General features: G+C 63.1%; 30 protein-coding genes. 4 read left to right on the forward strand and 26 right to left on the reverse strand.

Annotated features, from left to right (window positions below; all coding sequences use genetic code 11):
- Positions 1–14: 14 nt before the first annotated feature.
- Positions 15–902: an AraC family transcriptional regulator gene (locus tag AC07SU_RS02490; RefSeq protein ID WP_494996108.1), complete on the reverse strand. Its 888-nt coding sequence runs from the start codon at positions 900–902 to the stop codon at positions 15–17.
- A 121-nt stretch (positions 903–1,023) separates the two neighbouring features.
- Between AC07SU_RS02490 and AC07SU_RS02495 the strand changes: the two genes are divergently transcribed.
- Positions 1,024–1,509: a hypothetical protein gene (locus AC07SU_RS02495; RefSeq protein ID WP_494996109.1), complete on the forward strand. Its 486-nt coding sequence runs from the start codon at positions 1,024–1,026 to the stop codon at positions 1,507–1,509.
- A 400-nt stretch (positions 1,510–1,909) separates the two neighbouring features.
- Here the strand turns inward: AC07SU_RS02495 and AC07SU_RS02500 are convergent, their stop codons facing one another.
- The 12 genes from AC07SU_RS02500 to AC07SU_RS02555 form a co-directional block, all read right to left on the reverse strand.
- Positions 1,910–3,052, reverse strand: a complete 1,143-nt coding sequence (locus AC07SU_RS02500) for a site-specific integrase (protein ID WP_494996110.1) — start codon at positions 3,050–3,052, stop codon at positions 1,910–1,912.
- Positions 3,049–3,258: a DUF4224 domain-containing protein gene (locus AC07SU_RS02505; RefSeq protein ID WP_010213998.1), complete on the reverse strand. Its 210-nt coding sequence runs from the start codon at positions 3,256–3,258 to the stop codon at positions 3,049–3,051. The genes AC07SU_RS02500 and AC07SU_RS02505 overlap by 4 nt, the downstream gene beginning before the upstream one ends.
- Before the next feature lie 78 nt (positions 3,259–3,336).
- Positions 3,337–3,543: a DUF7696 family protein gene (locus tag AC07SU_RS02510; RefSeq protein ID WP_494996111.1), complete on the reverse strand. Its 207-nt coding sequence runs from the start codon at positions 3,541–3,543 to the stop codon at positions 3,337–3,339.
- A gap of 92 nt (positions 3,544–3,635) precedes the next feature.
- Positions 3,636–3,875: a hypothetical protein gene (locus tag AC07SU_RS02515; protein WP_494996112.1), complete on the reverse strand. Its 240-nt coding sequence runs from the start codon at positions 3,873–3,875 to the stop codon at positions 3,636–3,638.
- Between the two features lie 58 nt (positions 3,876–3,933).
- Positions 3,934–4,893, reverse strand: coding sequence for a hypothetical protein (locus AC07SU_RS02520; RefSeq protein ID WP_494996113.1), 960 nt, complete (start codon positions 4,891–4,893; stop codon positions 3,934–3,936).
- Positions 4,894–4,946: 53 nt separating this feature from the next.
- Entirely contained in the window at positions 4,947–5,087 is a 141-nt protein-coding gene (locus tag AC07SU_RS02525; protein ID WP_262051768.1) for a hypothetical protein, read from the reverse strand.
- A 49-nt stretch (positions 5,088–5,136) separates the two neighbouring features.
- Complete coding sequence (locus AC07SU_RS02530; RefSeq protein ID WP_494996190.1) at positions 5,137–7,854, reverse strand: toprim domain-containing protein; 2,718 nt, start codon at positions 7,852–7,854, stop codon at positions 5,137–5,139.
- A gap of 15 nt (positions 7,855–7,869) precedes the next feature.
- Entirely contained in the window at positions 7,870–8,103 is a 234-nt protein-coding gene (locus tag AC07SU_RS02535) for a hypothetical protein (protein ID WP_098480574.1), read from the reverse strand.
- Between the two features lie 66 nt (positions 8,104–8,169).
- On the reverse strand, positions 8,170–8,532 hold the full coding sequence (locus AC07SU_RS02540; RefSeq protein ID WP_494996114.1) for a hypothetical protein: 363 nt from the start codon (positions 8,530–8,532) through the stop codon (positions 8,170–8,172).
- A 3-nt stretch (positions 8,533–8,535) separates the two neighbouring features.
- Positions 8,536–8,838: an ogr/Delta-like zinc finger family protein gene (locus AC07SU_RS02545; RefSeq protein ID WP_494996115.1), complete on the reverse strand. Its 303-nt coding sequence runs from the start codon at positions 8,836–8,838 to the stop codon at positions 8,536–8,538.
- 61 nt (positions 8,839–8,899) lie between these two features.
- Complete coding sequence (locus tag AC07SU_RS02550; protein ID WP_494996116.1) at positions 8,900–9,385, reverse strand: YmfL family putative regulatory protein; 486 nt, start codon at positions 9,383–9,385, stop codon at positions 8,900–8,902.
- A gap of 29 nt (positions 9,386–9,414) precedes the next feature.
- Positions 9,415–9,615, reverse strand: coding sequence for a DNA-binding protein (locus AC07SU_RS02555; RefSeq protein WP_019817902.1), 201 nt, complete (start codon positions 9,613–9,615; stop codon positions 9,415–9,417).
- A 109-nt stretch (positions 9,616–9,724) separates the two neighbouring features.
- Here AC07SU_RS02555 and AC07SU_RS02560 point away from each other — a divergent pair, with 109 nt between their 5' ends.
- From AC07SU_RS02560 to AC07SU_RS02570, 3 genes are all read left to right on the forward strand, one after another.
- Positions 9,725–10,054, forward strand: coding sequence for a helix-turn-helix domain-containing protein (locus AC07SU_RS02560; protein WP_431482129.1), 330 nt, complete (start codon positions 9,725–9,727; stop codon positions 10,052–10,054).
- A gap of 17 nt (positions 10,055–10,071) precedes the next feature.
- A complete protein-coding gene (locus AC07SU_RS02565) occupies positions 10,072–10,698 on the forward strand; it encodes a hypothetical protein (RefSeq protein ID WP_494996117.1) in 627 nt (208 codons plus the stop codon).
- Positions 10,699–10,765: 67 nt separating this feature from the next.
- A complete protein-coding gene (locus AC07SU_RS02570; RefSeq protein ID WP_494996118.1) occupies positions 10,766–10,951 on the forward strand; it encodes a hypothetical protein in 186 nt (61 codons plus the stop codon).
- A 15-nt stretch (positions 10,952–10,966) separates the two neighbouring features.
- Here the strand turns inward: AC07SU_RS02570 and AC07SU_RS02575 are convergent, their stop codons facing one another.
- The 13 genes from AC07SU_RS02575 to AC07SU_RS02635 form a co-directional block, all read right to left on the reverse strand.
- Complete coding sequence (locus tag AC07SU_RS02575) at positions 10,967–12,244, reverse strand: phage late control D family protein (protein ID WP_494996119.1); 1,278 nt, start codon at positions 12,242–12,244, stop codon at positions 10,967–10,969.
- Positions 12,241–12,693, reverse strand: a complete 453-nt coding sequence (locus AC07SU_RS02580; RefSeq protein ID WP_098480568.1) for a phage tail protein — start codon at positions 12,691–12,693, stop codon at positions 12,241–12,243. Before AC07SU_RS02580 ends, AC07SU_RS02575 begins: the two co-directional genes overlap by 4 nt.
- 6 nt (positions 12,694–12,699) lie before the next feature.
- A complete protein-coding gene (locus AC07SU_RS02585) occupies positions 12,700–15,279 on the reverse strand; it encodes a phage tail tape measure protein (protein ID WP_494996120.1) in 2,580 nt (859 codons plus the stop codon).
- Positions 15,269–15,391 (reverse strand): GpE family phage tail protein, encoded by a 123-nt coding sequence (locus AC07SU_RS02590; RefSeq protein ID WP_010213954.1) that lies wholly within the window; start codon positions 15,389–15,391, stop codon positions 15,269–15,271. Before AC07SU_RS02590 ends, AC07SU_RS02585 begins: the two co-directional genes overlap by 11 nt.
- An 8-nt stretch (positions 15,392–15,399) precedes the next feature.
- Positions 15,400–15,762, reverse strand: a complete 363-nt coding sequence (locus tag AC07SU_RS02595) for a phage tail assembly protein (protein ID WP_262051758.1) — start codon at positions 15,760–15,762, stop codon at positions 15,400–15,402.
- A gap of 57 nt (positions 15,763–15,819) precedes the next feature.
- Positions 15,820–16,335 (reverse strand): phage major tail tube protein, encoded by a 516-nt coding sequence (locus AC07SU_RS02600; RefSeq protein WP_262051757.1) that lies wholly within the window; start codon positions 16,333–16,335, stop codon positions 15,820–15,822.
- A gap of 47 nt (positions 16,336–16,382) precedes the next feature.
- The gene (locus AC07SU_RS02605) at positions 16,383–17,573 is read right to left on the reverse strand and encodes a phage tail sheath protein (protein WP_494996121.1); all 1,191 of its coding nucleotides are present in this window, start codon (positions 17,571–17,573) and stop codon (positions 16,383–16,385) included.
- Positions 17,574–17,781: 208 nt separating this feature from the next.
- On the reverse strand, positions 17,782–18,177 hold the full coding sequence (locus AC07SU_RS02610; RefSeq protein ID WP_494996122.1) for a hypothetical protein: 396 nt from the start codon (positions 18,175–18,177) through the stop codon (positions 17,782–17,784).
- Between the two features lies 1 nt (position 18,178).
- Entirely contained in the window at positions 18,179–20,092 is a 1,914-nt protein-coding gene (locus tag AC07SU_RS02615; RefSeq protein ID WP_494996123.1) for a phage tail-collar fiber domain-containing protein, read from the reverse strand.
- Positions 20,089–20,703 (reverse strand): phage tail protein I, encoded by a 615-nt coding sequence (locus AC07SU_RS02620; RefSeq protein WP_262051753.1) that lies wholly within the window; start codon positions 20,701–20,703, stop codon positions 20,089–20,091. The genes AC07SU_RS02615 and AC07SU_RS02620 overlap by 4 nt, the downstream gene beginning before the upstream one ends.
- Entirely contained in the window at positions 20,703–21,614 is a 912-nt protein-coding gene (locus AC07SU_RS02625) for a baseplate J/gp47 family protein (protein ID WP_494996124.1), read from the reverse strand. The genes AC07SU_RS02620 and AC07SU_RS02625 overlap by 1 nt, the downstream gene beginning before the upstream one ends.
- Entirely contained in the window at positions 21,611–21,964 is a 354-nt protein-coding gene (locus AC07SU_RS02630) for a GPW/gp25 family protein (protein ID WP_010213941.1), read from the reverse strand. The genes AC07SU_RS02625 and AC07SU_RS02630 overlap by 4 nt, the downstream gene beginning before the upstream one ends.
- Positions 21,961–22,536, reverse strand: a complete 576-nt coding sequence (locus tag AC07SU_RS02635) for a phage baseplate assembly protein V (protein WP_494996125.1) — start codon at positions 22,534–22,536, stop codon at positions 21,961–21,963. Before AC07SU_RS02635 ends, AC07SU_RS02630 begins: the two co-directional genes overlap by 4 nt.
- Positions 22,537–22,596 lie beyond the last annotated feature (60 nt).

Here is a 22,596-nt window from a genome sequence, read left to right on the forward strand (position 1 = left end):
TCCACACGCCCGGCCTAACCCGGCCGGGCGTTGTCCTCCCGTGGCGAGCGGCCAAAGAAGGCCTTGTAGGCACGACTGAAAGCCGCCTCCGATTCATAACCCACCGCGAAACCCACCTCACCGATTCGACTGTCGTGCTGCGACAACAGGGTTTTCGCCAGGGTCAGCCGCCACTCATTCTGATAGCGCAACGGCGAACGCCCGATCAATGAACTGAAGCGCTCACAGAAATTGGAGCGCGACATGCCTGCCAGATCAGCCAGCGCATCAATGCGCCACTGCTGCCCCGGTGTCGCATGAATGGCCCTCAGCGCCCGGGCGATACGCGCATCCGACAACCCACCCAGCCATCCCGACGCGGCACCCTGATGCACCCAGGTGCGCAAGATGCGGATCACCACCAGGTCGATCAGACGCGAAATCATCAACGCACCGCCCGGCTGCGTGTCATGGGCTTCGAGCAACATGAAATGCAAAATCCCTTCCGACCACGGCGCGGCGTCGGCGTGACGAAGAAGGATCAGCCGGGGCAGGGCGAACAGCATCGCCTGGAAACTGCTCGCGTCGAACCAGAACCGACAGATCACCACCGTCGCCGGCCCGTCGACCGCCGTGATCGTGATGCCCGTGGGGTCATGGGGCAGCAGAATGATATCGCCCTGCTCAAGCATCGTGGTGGGCTGACCGGCGCCCTCCAGAAGCAACCGACCTTGCTGAAGCACGCCGATGTGCGCGCTCTTCTCATCCAGTTCAAGGCATTGCGCTTCCACCAGTGCCGCGGAATACACCCGATCGCCCGTCAGACGGATCTGCGCCAGCACTTGGGACAGCAGATCCCCTTTGGCCAGCCCCTCCAACTGCATTTCCGGATGAATGATCAAGTTTTCGAGGGGATTCGTCATGTTGGTCCGACCACGTCTTCACTAAGCTGAGCCCAAGATCATAGCGCGCTGGGCCAAGCAGAACGCAACCGCCACACATCAGCCGTTTATGCCTATCGTCCAATCAAACGAGAACCCCACCATGTTCGGAATCTCCGCCCTCGGCTGGCTGCACACCCTCGGCAGCCTGCCGGCCATTCCACTGGCCGCCTATATGTTCATCCGCCACGGCCGCATCGTCCCTCGCTCGACGCCAGGTGTGCTCTACCTGGCATCCATGCTGATCGGTGGTTTCACCGTGTTCCTGGTCGCGAAGCAACCGGTCAGCAACGCGATTGGCGTCATCACGATTGCGCTGCTGCTGGCGGGGTATGGCGTGGGATATGTCAGCTGGTTGGGTAGGGCGCGGGCGTATCTGGAAACGATCTTCCTGAGCCTGACCGCGTTTTTCCTGATGGTGCCGACGGTCTCCGAGACGTTGCGCAGAGTGCCGGATGGGCATCCGTTTGTGACGGATTTGCAGTCGCCGGTGTTGATTGGGGCGCAGGGGGGGATTGCGTTGGCGCTGGTGGTTGGGGTGGCTGCGCAGATGGTTTACCTGCGTAGGCGAGGTGGGCGGTTTGCCTGACAGCAAAAAGCGCCCCAGCCTTCACAGGCTGGGGCGCTTTTTTGTGGGAGCCGGGCTTGCCCGCGATGGTGGCGGCTCAGTCACTGCATCAACAACCTATTACATGGACGTTTCAGGCGACTCCAATACCTTCACCCCATAATCAATTACGCCCTTACGCGTGGACGTTTTGTGGACGTTCACCCAAACCCCAGAAACAACAAAGCCCCTGCATTTCTGCAGGGGCTTCGTCTTATATGGTGCCGGCACCAGGAGTCGAACCCGGGACCTACTGATTACAAGAAAACCATTTTCGGCATGCTGGTCAGTCACTTAGGTCGCGGCTTGTTACGTAATGGAAACGCTGGCGGCCGGATTCCATGCGGAGTCCGGCGCGCTTGTTACGCAGGTTTTGGTGGGATCAGAGAGCTGAGGGGGCGACCTTCGGGACGCTCAGATCGTAGATGTCGAGCATGGACTCGTCGCGGTGGCCGCTTGCTTCCTGCTTGTCTGCCCTGGTGCCAGGGGTGTCAGTGATGCCGCGACGCTTGAGGTCGTGCAGGCCGAAGCGTTGCTCGGCGGTGATGACGCCCGCCACGATGGCATTACGCATGAAGCGGTTCCAGGCGGTGTCCAGGCCGGACTTGCCCAGCGGGCCGCCGTGGTCGGCGGTGATGATGAAGCGTTTCTCGGCATTGACCGGCACGGCCGTGCCCCGGGCTTTCCATACCTGGGAGCGGCGGGCCTTTGCAGCGTCCCAGGCGGCTCGCAAGCGCGGCGTCCAGGTGACCACATTGTCACGGCTGCCCTTGCGACGGTTGGTGAGCACGCCGTCTGCCAACTCGTTGGCGTCGGTCAGGGTGACGACTTCAATGCCGCGCAGCCGGCAGAGGTAGGCCAGTTCCATGACGTAGCTCAGGTGCGGAGGTACCGCGCCCTTCTGCCCGCGTTTCAGTTGGCCCAGCTCGCGGGCGCGGTCGATCAGGCGTTGCATTACGTCATGCGACGGCAGCCGACGCTGCTTGCGCTCTACAGGCGCCTCGATGCCCATGGCCGGATTGCTGTCCAGATAGCCGCGGTTGCGGCCCCATTGCATCACCAGGCGTAGGTACCGTAGCGCATGGGCAGCCTTCGACGGCGTGCCCTCGTCGGCGATCCGGTCAATGATCCGCTGGATCAGCGCAGGGGTGAACTTCCGCACGGCTAGTTCGCCGAGAGGTTTGCCCAGTTTGGTGGGGATTTTAGCCAGCACGTCGCGTGACCAGGTGTAGCTGTCCTGGGTTTTCGGCGCGAGCCTCTTGAACCTGGCGCTGTCATGGTACTGCTCGCAAAGGTGGTTCAGGCTCTCGCGGTCGATGCCGTTGCGGACTTCCATGATTTTGTGAAGCTCGGCTAGCGTGGCCGAACAGCTGGCGATGTTCTGCCGTCGCTGCCGGCCGGCCTCATCGCGGTGCAGGGTGTACCAAGTTCCCTTGCCTCTGTGGTCAAAGAAAACGGCCGCTGGGATAGCGGCCTGGTCGATGTGCGGGGGGATGTTGGGGTTGTTCTTCCTGGATCGCCTCATAGAATCTCGACGCCGTACTGCTCCTGGGTGCCGGCTTTCAGTCCGCCGGCTTGGTTGATTAGCTCCACGGTGGTCCAGGGGCCGGTGCGGCCCCGGAAAATGCGGATGCCCTGCTCGTGCAGGGTCCGCTCCACGTCTGCCCGTCGGGCATATCCGGTAATGCGCTTGAGGTCGTCGAATGTCAGCACGCGGGAGACTTCGCTCATCGCTGGGTCTCCAGTTTACTGCCGACGGCCTTTGGCCACCGCCGAGAATCGCAGCTCTGGCCTTCTCGCCGCACGTCGTTACCCATTCTCCCTCCCTAGCCATTCATGGCGGCGACGCCACTGCTTGCGCATTTCCTCGATCAGCCGGGTGACGGCCTGCTTGCCGCGCTTATTGAGGTGGATTTCTTTCAGCTCGGCCACTTTCTCCGGCGTGGTGTTCCCTCGCCGGAGCCAGTACCTGGCCTCGCATTCCAGCATGTGCTGGCGTTCGTCCTGGTCAGACAAGGCTCACCTCCACCCGGTCGGCCCGGGCCAGCATGGCCAGGGCGTTGCGGAATGCACGGGAATCACTGGGCGTACTTCTGGTATGGATACGCTTAAGCACAACGACGCCCCCTTGCTTGCTTCGCCGCCGCTTTGTCCGCTAGGAGTGCAGCCCATTCGGTGGACTTGCGCTGTTGGCGCTGACGGCTGCATTTTTCATGTTTGCGCGTCGAACGTGCTTTCCCGCAGATATCGCAGATGCTGGGCAGGTCCAGGCGGTGGCTAGCCATCGTCGGCCGGGTGCGTTCGGTGGTAGCCTTATCGGCGCTGACTTCTTGGGGGTTCACTTGCATGGTGCTTCTCCTTGGGGTTGGTCGGTCTCGGAGGGTTGCCGCCCTCCGGGGCCATCTTTTATGCCGCCACGTAACCGGCGGCGGTCTTGCTTAGCAGGCCGGCTTCGGCGGCCTTCTGCATCAGCTTGGTGGCCCTGTCACTGCCTATCCGCAGAATCTTGGCGACCTGACGCACTGCCACCTTCGTTCCTCTTTCCGTGCTGGCTATGAGCTGCAGCAGATCGCCCGGTAAGCCGTCGCCGACTGCTGGCGCCTGCTCCGTTTCCTGGCGTTCCTGTTGCTGTTCCTTGGCTCGTTCCTGTTCCGCTGCTGGTACCGGGGCGCTTTCCTGCGCGGGTGTTGGACGTAGGGCGGAAAGGATCAAGGCCGGCACAATCTCCAGCGCAGCGGCGAAGCCGAGGCAGAGCAGGGTGGCCAGTTCAAGTGGCAGGCCCGCGGCCTTGGCTGGCAGGGCCAGCAGGGCGGTGAGCTCTTGCGACGACTGGTCCCGACGCACATGGGTGCGCTCCCGTTCGGCGTCGATGCGTGCCATGGCGGCTGTCTCCAGCTCCAGGGCACGGGTGACCATGCCTCGCTCGCGCAGCGCGTTGGCCTGCTGGTGGACGGCTGCCGCATCGCTGTCGAGTTGCCCGATGCGGGCGGCGTCTGCGTCGCGCTGCTCCACCAGGTCGATCTGGCGTTGTTCCTGGCGGGCCTGGTGCTCGGCGCGGCTGTTGATGATCGAGGACATGAGCCGGTCGTAAGTGGCCCAGCCGGAGACGGAACCCAGGGTCAGCGCGCAGGCCATCATCAGCAGCGCGCACAGGGTTCGGCGCACGACCAGCAGGCCGAGGGCCAGCGGCCAGGCGACATACTTGAACAGGTCCAGGACCACCGCGGCCGAGGCGAAGAGAACGGCGAGCAGGGTGTTGTCGATCAGCGCGGCGATGGCCAGAGCCACCGACGTGGCGGTCACGCTCGCCAGTGCGGCGACCATGGCCAGTAACGGCCAGCGGTGGTGGTGTTCTAAGTGGTGCATGGTGCTTCTCCTTGAGTTGGTTGCCCGGACGTTGCCGCGTCCGGGCGGTGGGTTTAGTGCAGTGCCACGGCCAGAAGAGACGGGGCGTAGTAGCCAGCCAGCGCGATTGCCAGCAGGGTCAGGCCGCTGACGGTCAGGGTGACCAGCGTGTCGATGCGGTTGCTCTGGTAGAAGTGGTCGTTGTCGTCGTGCATGGTGCTTCTCCTTGGGGTTGATGCCGGCGTTGCCGCGCCGGGGGTTGGGTTAAACGAGCTGGAACAGCCAGCAGCGCACTGTCCTTGCGGAACCGTGGGTGTCGACGGCAATGGCTGAGTTGATGGGCTTGTTGGTTTCCAGGAACTTCGGCGACTTGCTGGTCTTGAGCACGCGCTTAAGCTCGCTCAGGTTCGGCAGCTGCTGGCGCTTGTTGGCCGCTGTCTCGATGAACTCGTTGAGGTTGACGGCGAAGAAGGCCGACTTGCGGGAGTGGTTCAGCTTGCCGCCGGGGGCGCCCAGAGGGCCGTTGAGGAACTCGACCATGTCCCAGAACTCACGCACTAGTGGGTGGTCGGCGTTGATGGCCTCCTGACGTTCCTGGGCCATACGCTCTACCTCGGCATGCACCAGGGCGGCACGCTCGTCGCTCAGCGGTACGACGAGCTGCAGGGCGTCCACCAGGCTGCGCAGTTGGGCGTGGTTCTTGGCGATACGCACAGTGCGGATGCCCGGCAGCGCTAGGAGCTGTTGCTCGTACCCCGAGGTGCGCTCGTCCAGCAGTTTGAGAACCTTAGCCTCGGGCTGCAGCGCCTTGATGATGAAGCCGCTGAGCTGCTCAACCGGCATGCGCTCCAAGCGCTCGGCGAAGAGTTTGGTTTCCGGGGTCTGGTGCTCGCGAGTCAGATGCACATGGCCCAGGCGCTGGAGGATCGGCTCGGAGGCGTTGACGGCGTTGTTCTGCGCGATCAGCAGAGCGCCCCGGAACGGTGGTTCGCGGGTGTCGTTACCATTGTTCTTCACACCGGTGGAGCGCACGCTGCGGCCGTTGTAGGCGGTCTTGAGCTCGTCCCAGTCGAAGTGCTTCACCGGGGCGCCTTCCTTCTGTTCGCGCTCGGACTCAATGAGCACGACTGGCAGGTTGCCGACCTGGGCGAAGTTCCGCGCGCGGCTCGCTGGGGTGGCCTTGGACGGGTCGAAGCCCTCGTATTCGATGCGGCCGGTGAGCTTCCAGAGCAGCTCCACCAGCGTGGTCTTGCCGGAGCCGGCTTCGCCGATCAGCTCCAGGAACAGGTAGGACTTGTGCAACTGGCGGATTTGCTCGGCATACAAGGCGCCCAACCACCAGGTCAGTACGATCACGCCGCGCACTCCAAAGCACCGCCAGAATAGCTCGAACCACTCTTCGTCGTAGTCGGCCAGGTCGGCATTGATGTGCAGGATCGGGGACAGGCTTTGCGATTTGATGCTCAGTGACCCTACGTCGAAGAAGTCCTCCACGTTGAGCTTGTGTACCTTTCCGCCGGCGATGGCTAGGTCGTTGAACACGTAGACGCCGTGCTCGCGGGTGTAGCCGATCCAGTCGATAGTGTTGACGGTCTTGAGGCTGTCGAGCTGGAAGCCGAGCATGCGCTCCAGCTGCTGCGGAGTGCCGGTGAACATGGCGCCGTTACAGACGTTGAGCAGGCGCTTTTTGAACTCCGGGGCGGACGCAATTTGCGCCGCGGTGAAGGTGCTCTTGATGGTGGGCGCTTCGGGGCGCTCGACGCGGAAGTAGTACCAGGCCTCGTCGGTCACCTCGTTGCGCATGTAATACAGGGCGTCGAAGTAGCAGTTGGCGATGCGCACCACTGAAGCGCTCTGACGCAGGGCCTTATCCCGGCGCTGCTTGTCGCTGAGCAACTGATCTTCTTGGCGCTCGGAGCCTTCCAGTTCGCGGGAGGCCCGCTCGTACTTCTCCAGGTCCAGGTTGAACCAGTACAGGCGGGAGCGGTACGTAAAGTGGAATTCCTTGCGCTCGTCCCACTCGTACATGAGCAGGCCCTTTTCCTCGGCCGAGTCGGCCAGCAGCAGGGCGCCCTGGTGGCGGGCCTCGTCGAGGTCTTGCTCGATGCGCTTGGCGCGCTCGTCGTCGCCCTCGATGAAGGCCCAGCGCTGATGCAGGTCATTCCAGTCGACCTTCTTGGCGCCGCGCTGCGGGATGACAGCAGCGTCGCACTTGAAGCCCAGTGCGCGGGCCTCCTTGGCCCAGCGGCGCATGTTGGTCTTGGCCACTGGCTCGTTATCCAGCGCCCAGACCAGGCGTGGTAGGCGCTTGTCCGCTTCCTGGCATGCCTTCTTGAGGGCGCGGAGCGACTCCTCGGGGAAGGGGGCGCTGCTCATCATGGAGACGGCAGGGGTGTCGTGGTGCAGCAGGGCTATGGCGTCGAAGATGCCCTCGACAATGTACAGCTCGTCGACGTCCACCATCGTGAGGGAAGGCGGGCACCACCAGACGCCTTTATAGCTCTCGCCCGGTTTGAAGCGGGCCTTCTGTTTGCCGAAGCGCTCGGGGCGGTCGATCAGTCTTTCCCAGTAGCCGCCCTTGTCCAGAGGGAAGCGCACGGTGGCGCTGCCGGCGCCGATATCGCGGCTCCAGTAGTTTTCCTGAGTGAACCAGCCGTCAATGAGCTCGAGGCGGAATCCCCGGGCAAACTGAAGGTAGGCGCGTGCGGTGGCGGTTGGTTCTTCGGCAGTGGCCGGCGCTTGCTCGCTCCAGTCGTTGAACAGGTCGCTGTAGAGGTCCTTGACGTGGACGCGGTGGTTGCACGCCTCCGGCCGGCCGCAGATCAGCATCCAGGGCGAGTCGTGGAAGGTGTACAGGGTGTTCTTGCCGCACTTATGCGCGGGGCATCTGCCCTTACGCATGTAGTTGGTGCCGGTCATGTGCTTGAGACCAAAGTCGGACTCAATCCGGCGGAGCACCTCGCCCCTGAGTTTCTCTTGCATCGTCATGGAGTTGCCTTACTGATTGGCGGCAAGGGCGGCTTGCAGCGCGCCGATGGTGCGTTTGTGGCCGGCAAGGGCCGGGTAGTCGTCGAGGATGCGGTTGCTGCGCAGGCCAGCCGGGACGGTTCGGTAGCGGTCGTCATACCAGTGCTCGGTCATGCTCCGGCGCAGCTCGGCGCGCAGGCTGCTGAGCAGCGCTTCAGCCCAGGGCTTGGGCAGGTCCAGCTGGATCGCAACGGCGTTTTGCATGGCGCCTCCTCGGATTGCGGGTGCAACTTCCCCAAACCCACGGGAGTGGGGCTGGGCTTTTGTGGGTTAGCGTGGGGTCGGGTTGGCCAGTTCTTGCAGGAAGCTATGCAGCCTTTCCGAGCGCTGTGCCGGCACGATCTCGTGGGTGCGGCAGTCGTGGAAAACGCACAGGTCTCGGCCGCTGGCCATGTCTATGCCGAACCAGCGGCTGCCCTTGGGAAAACGCTCAGTCATAGCCAGGTGGACGAGGCGGTCGGCCATAAACACGGGCACATCCCATACGTCGACCAGGTGGTTGACAGTGCGGTCGAACAGGCTGTCGTCGTGAAGGTGTTCCTGCTGGTGGCGCTCGATGAAGGCAGCGGCGTTGCGCTGCATGCCGGTGCGGTAGTCGTTTAGCTGTGGGGCTGTGGACTGGGCGAGTTCCATGGCTTAGGCCTCCAGGATCGCGAGCATGTCGAGTTGGTTAGTTTTCTCAGCGCTGTCGCGGATGGCTTGCCTACGTTTTACCGAGGGGGCCAACGGGAGGCGGACCCGGGGCCGGTCCAGACCCGAGGTGGTTAGCTCGTACTCCCACGACAGGGAGCCGCCATAGGTGGCGCCGCATCCCAGGTTGGTGCACTCGCCATACATGGTCTTGAAGATAGGCGTCTGCTCTTCCGAATTGCGGATACGCATCCGGCTGCCGCAGGCCGGGCATAGACACTTGTAACCGCCGCCGTGATTGGTGCTCATGAACTCTCCCCGCCGCGAGTGCGGCATTGGCCGAAGCCGAAAAATGCGACGCTTCGTGCGCCTACTTCTGTTCCTGGTTACCCGGGTTTTTCCGGTGCAACGTGATTACTGCTCCCACCTCGGCGTGCCGTGCGGCAATGTGCGCGCGGTGGGCGGCGATAATGTCGCCGAGCTCGGCCTCGTCGAGGCGGCCATCGGCTAAAGCCTTGGCAATGATCTGGTCGACCTTGCCCTCGGCCACGTCGGTGACCAGGGAGCGCTGGTAGAGGTCCAGGTTGTCGAGGGGGGTATCGTCTGGCATGGGGACGAAAACGCCGCCGTAGAGGCCCGACACGTAGTCGGGGAGGAAGCTGGTACCGCCTACCCGCTCCAGCTGGCGAACCTGCTCGTCAGTCAGTGGGCGGTGGCCGGTGTTCTCGTACAGCTTGTTATCAAACTGCTTGAGGTCCAGACCCAGGTGGGCGGCGGCGCACTCGCGGCCTCCCGGGAAGGCGCCGACGGCGGCCATCACAGCCTTGCGGCGGCTATCAAGAATTGGGCGGGCCATGTTCTCGTTTTCTCCCTGGGACAGCCGCACTACTGTGCGACCGTGCCCTCCTTGATGCCGAGCAGTACGGCAGCGCGGTGGGCTTCACCGCGTTTGCCTTTCTTTCGACCGTTCAACAGATCGCTGACCAAATTCTTGTTCAGACGGTGTTTGCGGCTGAAGTCGGCAATGGACACGCCTTGGCGGTCCATCTGCTCGCGGACTTGATCAGGTGTGAGGGGGGCGGGCATAGTGTTCCTATGTGTTCAATCGTGTTCATGTGAGCTTCATTATGCCCAACTGTTTGGGCTTGTAAAGGCAATTCGCTTGAAAAATTGTGCATCCTCGGATTTACCCCCATTGAGTGCAGGTGAGCGCCTGCGCGAAGAGCGCTCGCGGCTGGGCTTTAAGCAGGAAGAATTTGCGCAGATTGGTGGCGTAAATCGAAACACTCAGGGGAGCTACGAGAAGAATGAACGCACCCCAGACCTCAACTACCTTTCGGCGATTGCGGTTCAAGGTGTTGATGTGCTTTTCGTCGTGACAGGTGTCAGGTTGCTGGCTGCTGCCGGCTCGCTGAGTCCCATGGAAACGAGTCTCCTGGAGGCCTTCCGCGCGCTCACCGAATCCGACCAGGACACGCTTACACGCATGGCCGCGGGCCTAGCCGCAGTCAGCAAAACCACCTAGCAAAGAAGGATCTAGAAATGGATTTCAAGGGTTACCAGACACCTGCCTGGCTTTCGCGTTTGCGCCGCTCCCTCGTAACCGCTGCGTTGGTGGTTACTCTGGCGCCGGTCGGCCAGGCTCCTGCCGCCGACTTGAAGCCGCTTCACTTCGCCACGGTCGGCGAGATGATCGAGGATCTAGGCGACTATGCGGCAGAGAACGGGACTTTCAAGCTGCTATCTACAGAGCCGCTAAAGATCCAGCTGGCACCATCTATCGTTCCGGGCGACCTGCCTGAAAACAATGCGCGCGAGATTCGGCGCGCGGCCCTGTACGGTGTTTATCGCACATTGGTCCATACCGATGCCGACAAAGTGACGTCGGTAGCTGTGCCGCGAGAGGTCAACATCCGCGAGCAGACGTCCAAGATGCTGAGCAAACCCTCGCTTTCAATCACTGTCACGCGCGCCCAGGCGCTGAAGGCTGCCGGCCAATTCCTAAAGGTGCAGTCGGCAGCGGACCTGGTGCGCCCCGAGCAGGCCGGCACCATCCAGTTGGATAACTGGGCTCCTAAGTTCGAAGATGCTTACATGACGGACAAGGGGCAGATCAGGCTGCTTGAAGCCATCAAAGCGGCTGGTGGAGACCTGGTGAACAACGGCTAAAGTAGCCCTGCTTGCATTTTTGGAATTGGCATTACCGTCGGAGTACTGCCAATGAAGGAGTAAGCAGATGTTGTTGGAATCGATAGCGCTTGACCGTCCGGATGAACTGAATTCAGCGTTGCCGAGGGAGCAATGCATAACCCCTCAAGAGTGGCTGCTGATAAGACTCTATCGTCAGTTAGAAGAGCAGGAGCAGTGGTTCATCCGCCGGGCGGTAGAGGGGCTTATCGCGAAGGACTCAATGTCCGATTGATACAAGAAGGCCCCTTCACGGGGTCTTTTGTTTTTCCTGCATCCGCTTCCACTCTCGATCCAGGGCACGCTTGGCTGATGCCTTGCTCTGGTAGAGATGGGTGAGGCGGCGGGGCTTGGTTTGGTCGCCCTCGGAGACCTTATGCTGCTGGCCGGTCTTCTCGTCGCGGTACCAGGTTACAAGGCCGGTGTAGTCGCCTTCGTCATCGGCCAAGTCGCCCAGTTCGTCGCCGTCTGGTAGTTGGGACTCAAGTTCCATAGAGGTGGTGAGGCTGTCGGGCGTGAAGCTGTGGCGCATATTGCCGCCGAGCCAGATGATGGCGGCGATTTCCGCCTTGATGCCGGTCAGGCTATAGGTCTGATCCGGGATCAGCTCCGGGCGGCCCCTGGCCAGGGTGTAGCTGAGTGTGGCGGTGCCGCGCTGCAGGCGGTTCCACTCTGCACGGGCGGCCTGCAATGCGCTGGCCTGGTCTGTGAAGCTGTGGCGCAATTCTTTGATATTCTCGCCGCCGCCGGCGATGGCCTCTTTCTTCTCCGCGCTGTTCACCTCGTAGTAATAGGCCTTCACGCCGGTATAGGAGTCGCGGTCGGCCTGCAGGAAGCGGTGCTGATCGCCGTCTGCCCGGGTGAGTGTGACGTGGGGCAGGGATAGGCCGCTTGCGGTAGTGGCCTTGCCGGTGGGCAGGAATAGCAGGCGGTCGGCCTTTACGGTGGCGATGGCATCATGCTCTCGGCCGAGACGGCTGAGCAGGTTGGCGTCTGACTCGTTGGCTTGGTCCAGGTGCAGCAGCTCGATGCCGGCGAGCACGGCGCTGACCACGGGGGTGAGGCCCTGGGCGGTGGCGATGGCACCGATGACCGTGCCCAGGGTGGTGGCGTCGAAGCTGCGTTCTTTCTTTGCCTTGAGGCCGCCGCGTAGGTCCGCGCTGCGGGCGCGGATGCTGAGCGTGTCCGGTGCGCCGCTGTGCTCGGTTTCGTCCACGGTGAAGCTGCCCTTGTCGATCAGGCCGGTGTCATCCCAGCCCAGCCAGAGTCGCACGATGGCGCCCCGAGGCGGGATGGCGAGCAGACCGTCGTGGTCGCTGAGGGTGATGTCGAGCTGATCGGCCTCCAGTCCCCGGTTGTCGGTGAGCTCGATGCTGATCAGGCGCGGTTGCTGGCCGCCGAGCAGCATGGCGGTGATGTCGTTTCCGTTGACCACTACCTTGCAGATCGGCCGCGGATAGGCGGTGAGCTCGCGGTACTTCTGGGCGGCTTGGCCGAGTAGCTCGCCGGCTTGATTCAGCTGGCTCACAGCAGACCCCCGAGAGCACCGCGCAGGATGCCGCCGACCGAGCCGATGAGACTGCCGAGCATGTCGATGCGGCCGTCGTCGATGCGCTTGAGGCTGATGGTGAACTCGTAGCGGCGCGGTGTGCCGTCCTCGAAGAATACCTGCTGCGTCTCGCTGATCGAGGTGATAACCCAGGTGCCGTAGATGCGGCCGGTGCCGCCGATCAGGGGCCACGCCTTGCCGGTGTCGGCCATCTTGCGCAGCACGTCAAGGCTGAGGGGCGAGCCGACCAGGCCGGGCAGCAGGGTGCCGGGCAGCGTGATGGTGTCCTCGCCGCGTCCCAGGAACTGGCTGGCCGGGTTGGTACCGATGCGGCTGGTGGAAGCGTGGCGCCACTCAGTGGTGCGCTGAAGCTCCTGGTAGGCGAGCGTTGGCAGTCCGAAAACGAACATGCCGAGGGTCATCATCATGGTGTTTTACTCCTGGTCACCCAGGCGCGAGCGAATGCGGGCGGCCTTGGCACGCTCGCGTTCGTCCAGCAACTGGTTGAGCATGTTGCGCAGCCCGTCAGTGTCGGTGCCCGGGGTAGCGCTGATGTTGATTTCGATGGTGTCGCCCTGAACAACGATGCCACTGCCTGAATTGGCCGACAGCGGTGGGCGGTTGTCCATAGCCATGGTGCCTCCGGCAGCTCCGAAGCCGATGGCTCCGGCCGCGACCATTTGCTTGCCCATGTTGGTGACTGCAGCCAGCGGCCCCTGCTGGCCCTTGACGAGCCCTTGCTCCAGGCCTGCCATGGTGAAGCCGCCTAGGCTGGCGAAGACGCGCGACGGCGAGTGGATGCCGAGCTTCTCTTTGAACCAGGTGATGGTGTTGTCTGCGGCGCCGGTGATAGCGCCCTTCACTGCGGCTAGGCCATTGGTGATGCCCTGGACCATGCCCTGCATGAGCATGGTGCCGAATTCGCTGAACTTGCCGGGCATCTCGACGCCGAAGTAGTTCATTACGCCCGCGAAGGCGCGGTAGAACAGGCCCAGCGGGGAGAAGTTGAGGATCAGCGCGGCGATGCCGGCGAATCCACCGTTGAAGCCTTCCCTCACCTCTGCCCATAGGCCCAGGAAATAGGCCTTGATGGGGTCCCAATATTTGTAGATTAGGTAGGCGGCAGTGGCGATGGCCATCACGGCTAGACCGATGGGGTTCATCAGCAACGCACGGCCGAGCCAGAGTACGGCCTTGCCGGCCCACAGCAGAGCGCTGCCCATACCCTTGACGGCAGTGACAGCCGTAAGGCTCTTGATGCCGAGGAGTGTGAGGCCGTAGCGCAGCATGGCGAATGGGCCTAGGAAGCTGGCCATGGCCAGAGTGACGGCGCCGAAGCCTGCAGCCAGCGCTGCGATGCCAGCCACTGTCTTGAGGATTTGCCCGGCGAGCGCGGGGTTGGCCTTGACCCATGCGGTAACACGGCTGGCCACGCTATTGAAGCTCTCGATCAGCTCGATGAGGGTCGGACGCAACGTCTCGCCCAGGGTAGAGCTGAGGTTGAACGCTCTGTTCTTGGCCATATCTAGACGGGCCGAGAGCAGCTCGGCGCGTATGTCCGCCTCGCGCTGCATGGAGCCTTTACCCGCTTCGTCGTTTGCCAGAGCAAGCTGGCGGCGATACTCGCCCATGTTCTGTGCGAGCTTGGATGCGTCGTCGCCGAACTCCTTGCCGAACAGTTGAGTGGCGACGCTGAGCTGTTGGTTTTTCGGCAGCTTGTTGATAGCGTCCAGCACGTTTTTCAGAGTATCGGTGGCATTGGTTGCCATGCCGTTCTGCAGCGCCTCAGCCTCAAGCCCCACCGCTTTTAGGCCTTCCTGGAAGCGTTTGGGCTGCTGGGTGGCGATAGCGAGCTCGCGGATCATCGCATTGGTGGCGGTGCCAGCGACTTCGGCGGTGGCACCCAAGCTCAGAAAGGTGGAGCCCAGCGCGGCGGCGTCCTTGTAACTCATACCTACCGAACTGGCGACGCCCGCCGTGCGCTGCAGGACGTCGATGATGTCGGCGCCTTTGGACTTGGCGTTGTCGTCCAGGTAGTTGATGGCGTCACCGAGCTGGTCCACGTTCTTGATTGGCACCTTGTACAAGTCCGCAATGCGCGCCAGGTTCTCGCCGATCTGGTCGGCGGGCAACTCGAAGGCAGTGGCGGCGTTGGCGGCGACCTTGGCGAAGCTGAGCAGGTTGTCTTTGCCCTGGACGCCCATGCGTGCGGCACCTTCCACCAGGGCGGCGATTTCTGTGGTGGCCATGGGGATGCGTTCGCCCATGGACTTGATGGCATCGGCCATTTCGAAGTAGGTGGCTGTGAGCTGGCCATTATCGTCGCGCGCACCTGATACCTGCTTGGCGACGCCTGCCATGGCGTCCTCGAAGCTCATGTAGTCCTTGACCATGCTTAGCACGGGCACGCCCATTGCCGCCCCGGCAGCCGCCGCACCAGCGCCGGCGCCGGCCATGCTGCCGGCAAGTTGTTGAGTTTTATCGTACCTGGCACGGGCATTTGCCAGCCGCTTTGACTGGGCAGCCAGGCGCTGCATGCGCTGGGTCTGCTCGCTTATCTGTTGATTGGTACTTGCGATACGGTCGCGGAGTTCGCGCTCGCCCTGCACGAGATTGCGCGTGCTGATACCGGCGGCGCTGAGCTTGCTTCGTAGCCCCTGCAGCTCGGACTGCTGTTCCTGGTGTTGTTTCTTGAGGGTGGTGGCGGCGCGGATGGCGTCCTGCATGTCCGCCGTCACCTGTTTGGTCGGCGCGCCGGTGGCAGCCATCTGGCGGCCGAGTTCCTTCACTCGATCACGCGCGCCCTGGAGCGCGGTGCCGGTGTTGGCGCTGATCGCGCGCAGGCGTTGCCAGCTGCTGACATCGTTCTGCGTTGCTTGCAGCTGCTTGAGCTGGTCGCGGGACTCCTTGAGTGCACGACCGAGGCCGACGCTTCCTTGCATCACTGCGCGGATGGGGCGGGTGGCGCGGTCGATAGCCTGGAGGATCACCTCCATTCTCAGATCATTGGCCATCGCTTTTCTCCCAGCGGCTTCTGGCCCGCTCGCGCCATTCCATCAGTTCCGACAGGGGCAACGGGTCCAAGTCCGCCGGCCCCCAGTGAAAGACCATGGCCAGGTCGGCCATGGCGTCTTCTACGCGACGAGGACAGCTTCCTTCGCCGACTTCTGCAGCAAAAAACCTGCAATAGCCAGCCCACACTGGAACAGGTCCGCCGGGTCCATGCGGCCAACCTCGATGTCGGTGAGGCTGGGCGTGCTGATGCGCGGCAGCACCTTGCGCAGGGCGAGTACGTCCATTTGTGCCAGGTCGGACAGGGTCACGCCGCGCAGCTCGCCGCTCATGGGTTTGCGCAGAGTTACCTGATCGATCTTCTGCTCGCCGCGGATGATCGGGGTGTCGAGGTTGATGACTTCCTCGTTGGGGTTCTTGGTCGGGGCCGGTGCAGCCGCTGCAGCGGTGGTGCTGTCGTCGTGCTTGGCTTCTGGAGTCTGCATGGGGTGGTGCTCCTTGGTTCAGGGGGAAAGCCGGCATGGGCGCCGGCGGCTAGCGGATTAGAGACCGATGTTCTTGCGGTGTGCGGCGAGCAGGTCTTCGCCGTCGACGATGAACACGAAGTTCAGAAGGTCGATTTCAGTGATGACCTCGCTGTCGACGGTGAGCTTGTAGTAGGTGCAGGTGGTGCTGATCTGGTGCTCGGTGTCTTCGCCCGGGGTGGACTCGCCGAAGTCAATCTCTTCATGCCGGCCGCGCACGGAGATTTCCACGGAGCTAGTGCGGCCGTCGTCTTCGCGCTGGACCGAACCGGCGAAGCGCAGAGCAATGCCATCGGCACGAACCGCGCCGAACTGGCGCAGGGCGAGTAGGTCCCAGCCGCCCAGGGTCCAGGCGAGGACGATGCCGTCATCGCCGAAGCCGAGGTCGACCTTGACCGGGCCGTCCATACCACCGCCGCGGTAGGCCTCCATCTTACGGGCCAACTTGGGCAGGGTGACGGTCTTGGCGATGCCGCCGTAGACGTTACCGTCGTTGAACAGGTTGAAGTGCTTGAGCTTCTTGGCTAGGGCCATGGTGTGGCGCTCCTACAGCGCAGCCGGGGCCGCGCGGGTGAATGGGATCAGGCCTTGACGCTCTCGGCGAAGGTCATGAGGTAGCGGTCGGTGATGCGCTGGCGGAACAGCAGGTTTTCCAGCGGCGGGACGGGGGTGTAGTCGTAGTCCAGGAACAGCTTGCCGGCCTTGAGGGTGGTGGCGTCGTTGGCAGCCGGGTCGAACCAGCACTGCCCGTCGATGATGTAGCCGCCGGTTTTCAGCTCGCGGAACTTGGCGTTCACGCCGTCGACGATGTCTTTGACCAGGCTCCCGTGCATGGGCTTGTCCACAGCCCAGAAGTGGGCCTCGGCCATAGTGTCGGCCAGCACCTGGGCGGTGCGGGTGTAGTTCTCGAAGGCGAACAGCGGGTCGGCGCTGGTGGTTCGGTTGCCCCAGAAGCGGAAGCCTTCGCGGCGGATCAGGGTGGTGACATCGGCGGCGTTGAGCAGGCCGGCGTCGGTGGCGGGGTTCTGCAGGTCCCAGAAGATGTCCTTGGACAGGCCCGAAACACCGTTGACCGGCACGTTGGACAGGGTTTTGTGCCAGCCGACTTGCTCGTCGATCTTGGCTCGCAGGCCCAAGGCGCGTGCGACGGCCGAGGCTGGGGCGTTGGCGCTGGTGGCGGTGTCCCAGTTGACGAAGTCCGGCCAGATGAGCATGAGCTCGCGGGAGCCGAAGCCTTCACGGTAGGCGATGGCCTCTGAGACGTTCTCGCAGTCCCAGGCGCTGGCGTAGGAGAAGGCACGCATCTTCTCGGCGATGGCCGCCAGTTCGGTGGTCACGGCCAGGTTGTCCAGGCCCGGTACGCCCAGGATGCGCGGGCGCACGCCGAGCTGTACTTCGGCAGCCAGCAGGGCCTTGAGGCCGGTGTACTGACCCTGGGCGGTAACGCCACCGATGATCTTGGTAGTTTGGTTCGCTTCCTTGGCGGCGTCGTCGGCGCCTTCGCCGTCGGCCACGCGCACTACGACGGTGACGGGGCTGGCCTGGTCTGCGATGGCGTCCAGGCTGCGGGCCAGGGTGCCTAGCTCGCCGGCTTTGCCGGAAGCTGTGAGTACGTCGGTAAGTAGGACCGGGGTGTTGAGCGGGAAGGTAGCCGCGTCGGCGTCGCTGCCGGTGCAGACCATGCCCACCACGGCGGTGGCGATAGTGCGAATAGGGCGGATGCCCTCGTTGATTTCGAGGACGCGAACGCCGTGATGGTAGTCGGTTGCCATTTGGGCAGCTCCTGGTGGGCATGATGCCGTTTCAGTGAGCCTTGAGAGTGACGCGCGCGCGCAAGCGGGGCGAGCGGCGGGCGGTGTAGCGGGGCGCGGTACAGGACGCGCAAGAAAAAGCCCCGACTCGCGGGGCTTGTTCCTGGTGGTGCGTGATCAACTGACGTTGTTGCCGGTGTGCGAGCTGTGCAGCTTGTAGCTGCATGAGTTACTGGATCTCGTCGACAGCAGTCCACGGGAACTGAGTCTGAATTTCCTCAAAGCGAGCCACTCCAGCGGCTCGGACGGACTCCCAGCCTGGTTCGTTCATTACTTGCATGCGCTGCGCTTCAGCAAAGTAGCGGTCCGAACCGGTCAGGGGGTCAGCATATGACCGAAGGCGCAGTGCCTCGATCTGTTCACGAGTGGGTGGAATTGATTCGGGCTCGGTCGAGGTAATGGCACCTGATTCGTCAATCCGCCAGATCGAATCAGGTTGCTGAAGGATCCGCGTGGACAAGTCGTCACTAAGCCTTACCGCTCCATCTGGGATGGCATGCACACCAGAAATGAGCATCTGTTGAAACAGTCCGTCATCGTTGAACACAGCGTAAATAACTGACATATCAGCGCCCCAATGCAAACCAGAAAAAAGAATACGTCCCGCCGGCAGTCCAGCTGAGGATCATCGAGTTTGTAGTCAACGACTGCACGTTTGCCGCGACCGTGCTTGGGCTCCCTCCTACAATTGAGTTGGGTACGGCCCAGGCAATAAGGCACTCAACCGGAAATGGTATTGCGAACGGAACGGAGGAGCCGGAGGTGAAGTTTCTGTTCCCCCATTGCCACACCAGGCCACCCATCCAACTGGGGAAGTAGATGTAACCATTAACGCCCAACGAGACCTTGAAGCCCGCGCGCAGCTTCTTGGGCGTGACAATAGTTGCGTCATCAAGTCCTTGGTCGACTTGAGCTTGGGTAGCGACTTTGGCGGTGCCTTGATTGATCTCGGTCGCCTGAGCGGCCAAAGGCACCAACGCCGCAATATCAATATTTCCCTGATTGATCGGTGCGTTCCAAGCCTTGATGCACCACATTACGGCCAAGCTACGCGGGCGGGTCTCCGAGCCAACACGGGGCACGCCGTTCACACCATCACTTACGAAAGCGCCCGTTAAGTTACGGGGTCTTGTGCCCGGCGTGACTGAGCCCATCGGCGGGCCGTACGCTGGATCACCAGCGCCGCCATCATCGTTACCCCAGGATGTACTGGCCTTACTCCGCATCGACTCCATGCGGAAACCTTGCAGACTATCGAGCTGCATAGAGCCAATTGCGCGCCCGGCATCCACCCCGCGCCCATGGTCCCAGCCCCGGAGGAACTCACCACGCGACTCGGGCAAACGGAAGTTACCGGCGCCCTCGTCACCCTTGTTGAATGCACCTCCCAAGAAAGTTGCCAGGTCTGGATAAGCCGCTGCGCTTTTGACACTTCCGTCCAACTCCAGAAAGCCCGGCGCCAGCTTGTCCATGGGAAAGCCAATCATCGAGCCGACAGGCAGCGCCGAGGCCTGAGCGATCATCGCCGCGATTTCATCCTTGGTGTATGTGTCGGTAATCCCGTGGCCCGCCAGGGTGGTTGGGGTGGTACCGGCAATCACCCGGCCGTACTTATCGACCGTTACCTTGGTGTAAGCGCCCGCGCTCACACCCGTGCGTCCAGCGACCATTTCGAAGGCCAGCGCAGTGGTGCCCAGGACAATCGGAGCGTCAGTCACCAGCTGCCACACGCTATCGCCGTTGATCGTGCCCTTTTCAACACTGACAAACAGCCCAGGCGTCACCTCGACGCTGGTGTCAGCATCCTGCGCACGTTTCCAGGCGCCCGCTGCAGGGACAACGTAGATACCGTTTTCCTTGGCTTGAGCCTGATCCTTCACCAGGACGCGGGCACCGGCTGGCAACAGCTCGCCGTCGATGGTCTGGATACCGCTCAGCGTGATATTTGCCGTTGTTGCCGCCAGCACTGAGTGCTTGTAGTCCAGCTTTGATAGCGCCTCAACAATGACGGTGTCGACGTATTCGCGAGTCGCCAAGACAACGCTGGGGTCGATCTTCAGCTCAATGTTCGCCGTGCTGCTGACGATCAGGTTGATGCGAATCACCTGCGTCCGGCCAGAGCCCTGAGTGAGCAGCGGCTTGAACGTGGGCGCGCAGTTGGCGACCGCGACCATGTCGCCGTCCGCGTCATACAACGCAAGTTCCCGCACCCACCACCCGCCGACGCTCTCAGGGATGATCTGCTCGGCGATGATCACGCTGGCGTTGGCCGGATCCACCTTCACCTGGTTCAACGGTGCACGTCGGCGCTCGTTGATCAGTTTGGTTTGTGTGCGACTGGGGATAGGGTCGGTGCCGTTGGCGTCACCCACTGCCATTTGGGCGAACGTCCAGGATGTGCCGAGGGCTGCGGCGTTCGCCTGCTTGGCTTCACCGACGGCGGTGAGAATCGCAAAGAACTGACTATTTTGGTCGGTCATGAGTTGATGTCCATCGTGTCAATGTGGTGTTCGCGGCCACCGATGCGGTACACGCCGCTGACGTTGATATCGCGCTGGGTCGGTGGGTAAACGCTGAGTTCGTCGCCTTCGGAAACGCATGCTCCGATGTATACGGTGCCGGTGCTTTCGAGGCTGATAGCCAGCCCGATGAGGTGGCGGCTGAGCGGCTTGGCGTCGTCAATCAGCCAGGTCAGCTCCAGGTACATTTCTTCGGTGATGCCGGTGTCCAGCACGCCGACCTTCAAGGCAAACGTGCCGGGCACGCCTGCCGGTACGGTCTGCCACCACTCCACCACCTCGATCAGATAGCCCAGCGGTTCGACCACGCGGCGTAGCGCGCCGATGGTGCCCTTGCGGGAGTGGATGAAGTAGGAGGCCTTGATGGCGTTGCGCTTCGCGCTCTCGGGCCAGGATTGGGACCAACGGTCGACCGAGAAAGCCCAAGCCAGGTAGGGCAGCAGCGCCACTGGGCATGCGTCTGGGTTCCAGAGGTCGCGCAGCGGCACTGGCACACGCTCGATCTGCGCCAGAGCCTGCGCGGCTAGGCGCTCCAGCTCGGTGGCGTTGCCCGGCAGCAGACGCGCGACCATTACTCGGCCACCGTGACGCTGTAGGCGGTGCAGTAAGGTGCCTGGGTGAGGCTAGCGACGACGTCAGCCCAGCCAGGCAACTCAACGCGCTTGACGCCCTCGATGTGCAGGGCGGCGTCCAGGGCGGAGCGATTGACCTCCTGGCCGAGGCGGCGGCGAGCATTGACCAGGGCAGCAAGGCGGGTCTCGGCGGCGGCGCGGACAGGTTCGGATTCGGGGCCGGAGCTGTTCAGGTAAAGCACGGCCTCCACGGTGTAGGGCAGCTCCTGGGCACTCTGTACGGTGAGGCGGTCGGCCACAGGTCGGCGGTCCTCGTCGCTGAGGTAGGCGGCGACCACGGCGAGCAGGTCGGGCGCTGCGGTGCCGTTGCCCAAGGCGCTCTGTACGGTGACGACGACCTCGGCCGGGGCCGGGCTTATCGCAGAAGCATCGGCGACGCGACCGTCTGCACTGCGAGCGTGGAAGATGTAGGCGTTGCGTGGGCCGGCGGTGCTGAGACCTTCCATGGCCATCTGGATGCGCTCGCGCAGGCTCTCATAGTCCTCCAGAACAGCCGCCACCGGAGGCACTGCGGACGGGTTGGCCGGAGTGATGACCAGGCGCACGACGTTGAAGCGGGCGCCGATCTGCTCTAGGTCCGCGCCCTGGGCGAAGGGCAGCAGCACGGCAAGGGCGGCCTCGTTAACGCGCTGGCGGAGCAGCGTTTCGCGATAGGCGCTCTCCTGGAGCAGCTTGGTGAGCGGCTCGGATTCCAGGGCGAGGGTGGCGGCCACCTCTGCCTGCTGATCGGCCGGCCAAAGGCTGACGGCGTATGCCTTGCGCTCGGCGAGGATCGACTCGTAGTCGATCTGCTCAACGACGACGGGCGCTGGCAGTCGACTGAGGTCGATAGGGGTAAAGGTGGTGGTCATGTGGAGGCCCCCAGGCTCAGCGGTACGCGCAGGCTGAGCGCTTCATTGGTGTCGGTTACGGTCCCCTCGATGTCCAGCACGGCGCCGCCCGGTACGTCGGTGGGTGTGAGTTGCACGCGGCTGAGGCGGATGCGCGGCTCCCAGCGCATGAGGGCCATCGCAATGGCGGCATAGGCCTGCAGGCGGGTTGCGCTGTTGAGCGGCCAGTCCATGAGGTCGGCCATCGGACTGCCGTACTCCCGGCGCATGATGCGGCTCCCGAGCGGCGTGGTGACGATATCGGCTATGCATTGAGCCAGGTGCTGGCGGTCGCGGAGGGTGCGCCCGGTCTTGGCGCTCATGCCGATCATGGTGTTGGCTCATCCGAAACGGCGGTGCCTCTGACGACGCCCCTGGTTCGGTGTTTGCGCAGGCTGATGTCGGCTGCGATGACGTCCTCGCTGACGTTTACGGTGCCGGTAACGTGCTGGTTGCCGGTCTGCGTGTAGTCACCGGTGTGGTTGATAGGGCCGTCGATATTGATGCCACCGGTGCTGACCAGGTCGGTTACACCGCCGGCGGGCAGGGTTGCGCGAAGCACATGCGCAACGAAGTCGTACTCGACAACAGCGCCGTCTGGATAGGTACGGCGATGCAGGCCCTCGCGGTCGCCGTTCGCCGGGTTGGCATCACTGAACAGGCCGACCAAGGCGACTCCCTGGGCAAGAACGCCGGATGGGCTCAGCAGAACGACTTGCTCGCCGACGGTGGGCGGGTCCCATTCCTTAGAGGTGCCTGCGCGCAGTGCAAGCCAGGGCAGCCAGTTGGTGGTGATGCTGCCGGATTTCACGCGGACGCGGACCTTGGCGACGTCGACCTCGGCGATGGTGCCGAGGCGGACGAGGTTTTCAATGAGGCGGGCAAGTTCGGCGAGTTGGTTCATGCCGCTGATGCTGCAGCTCGCGCGCGCGGGGTGCACTTGGCGCGGTCTGTAGCGGGGCGC

The organism is Pseudomonas sp. GW821-FHT05H12 (assembly GCF_059419385.1).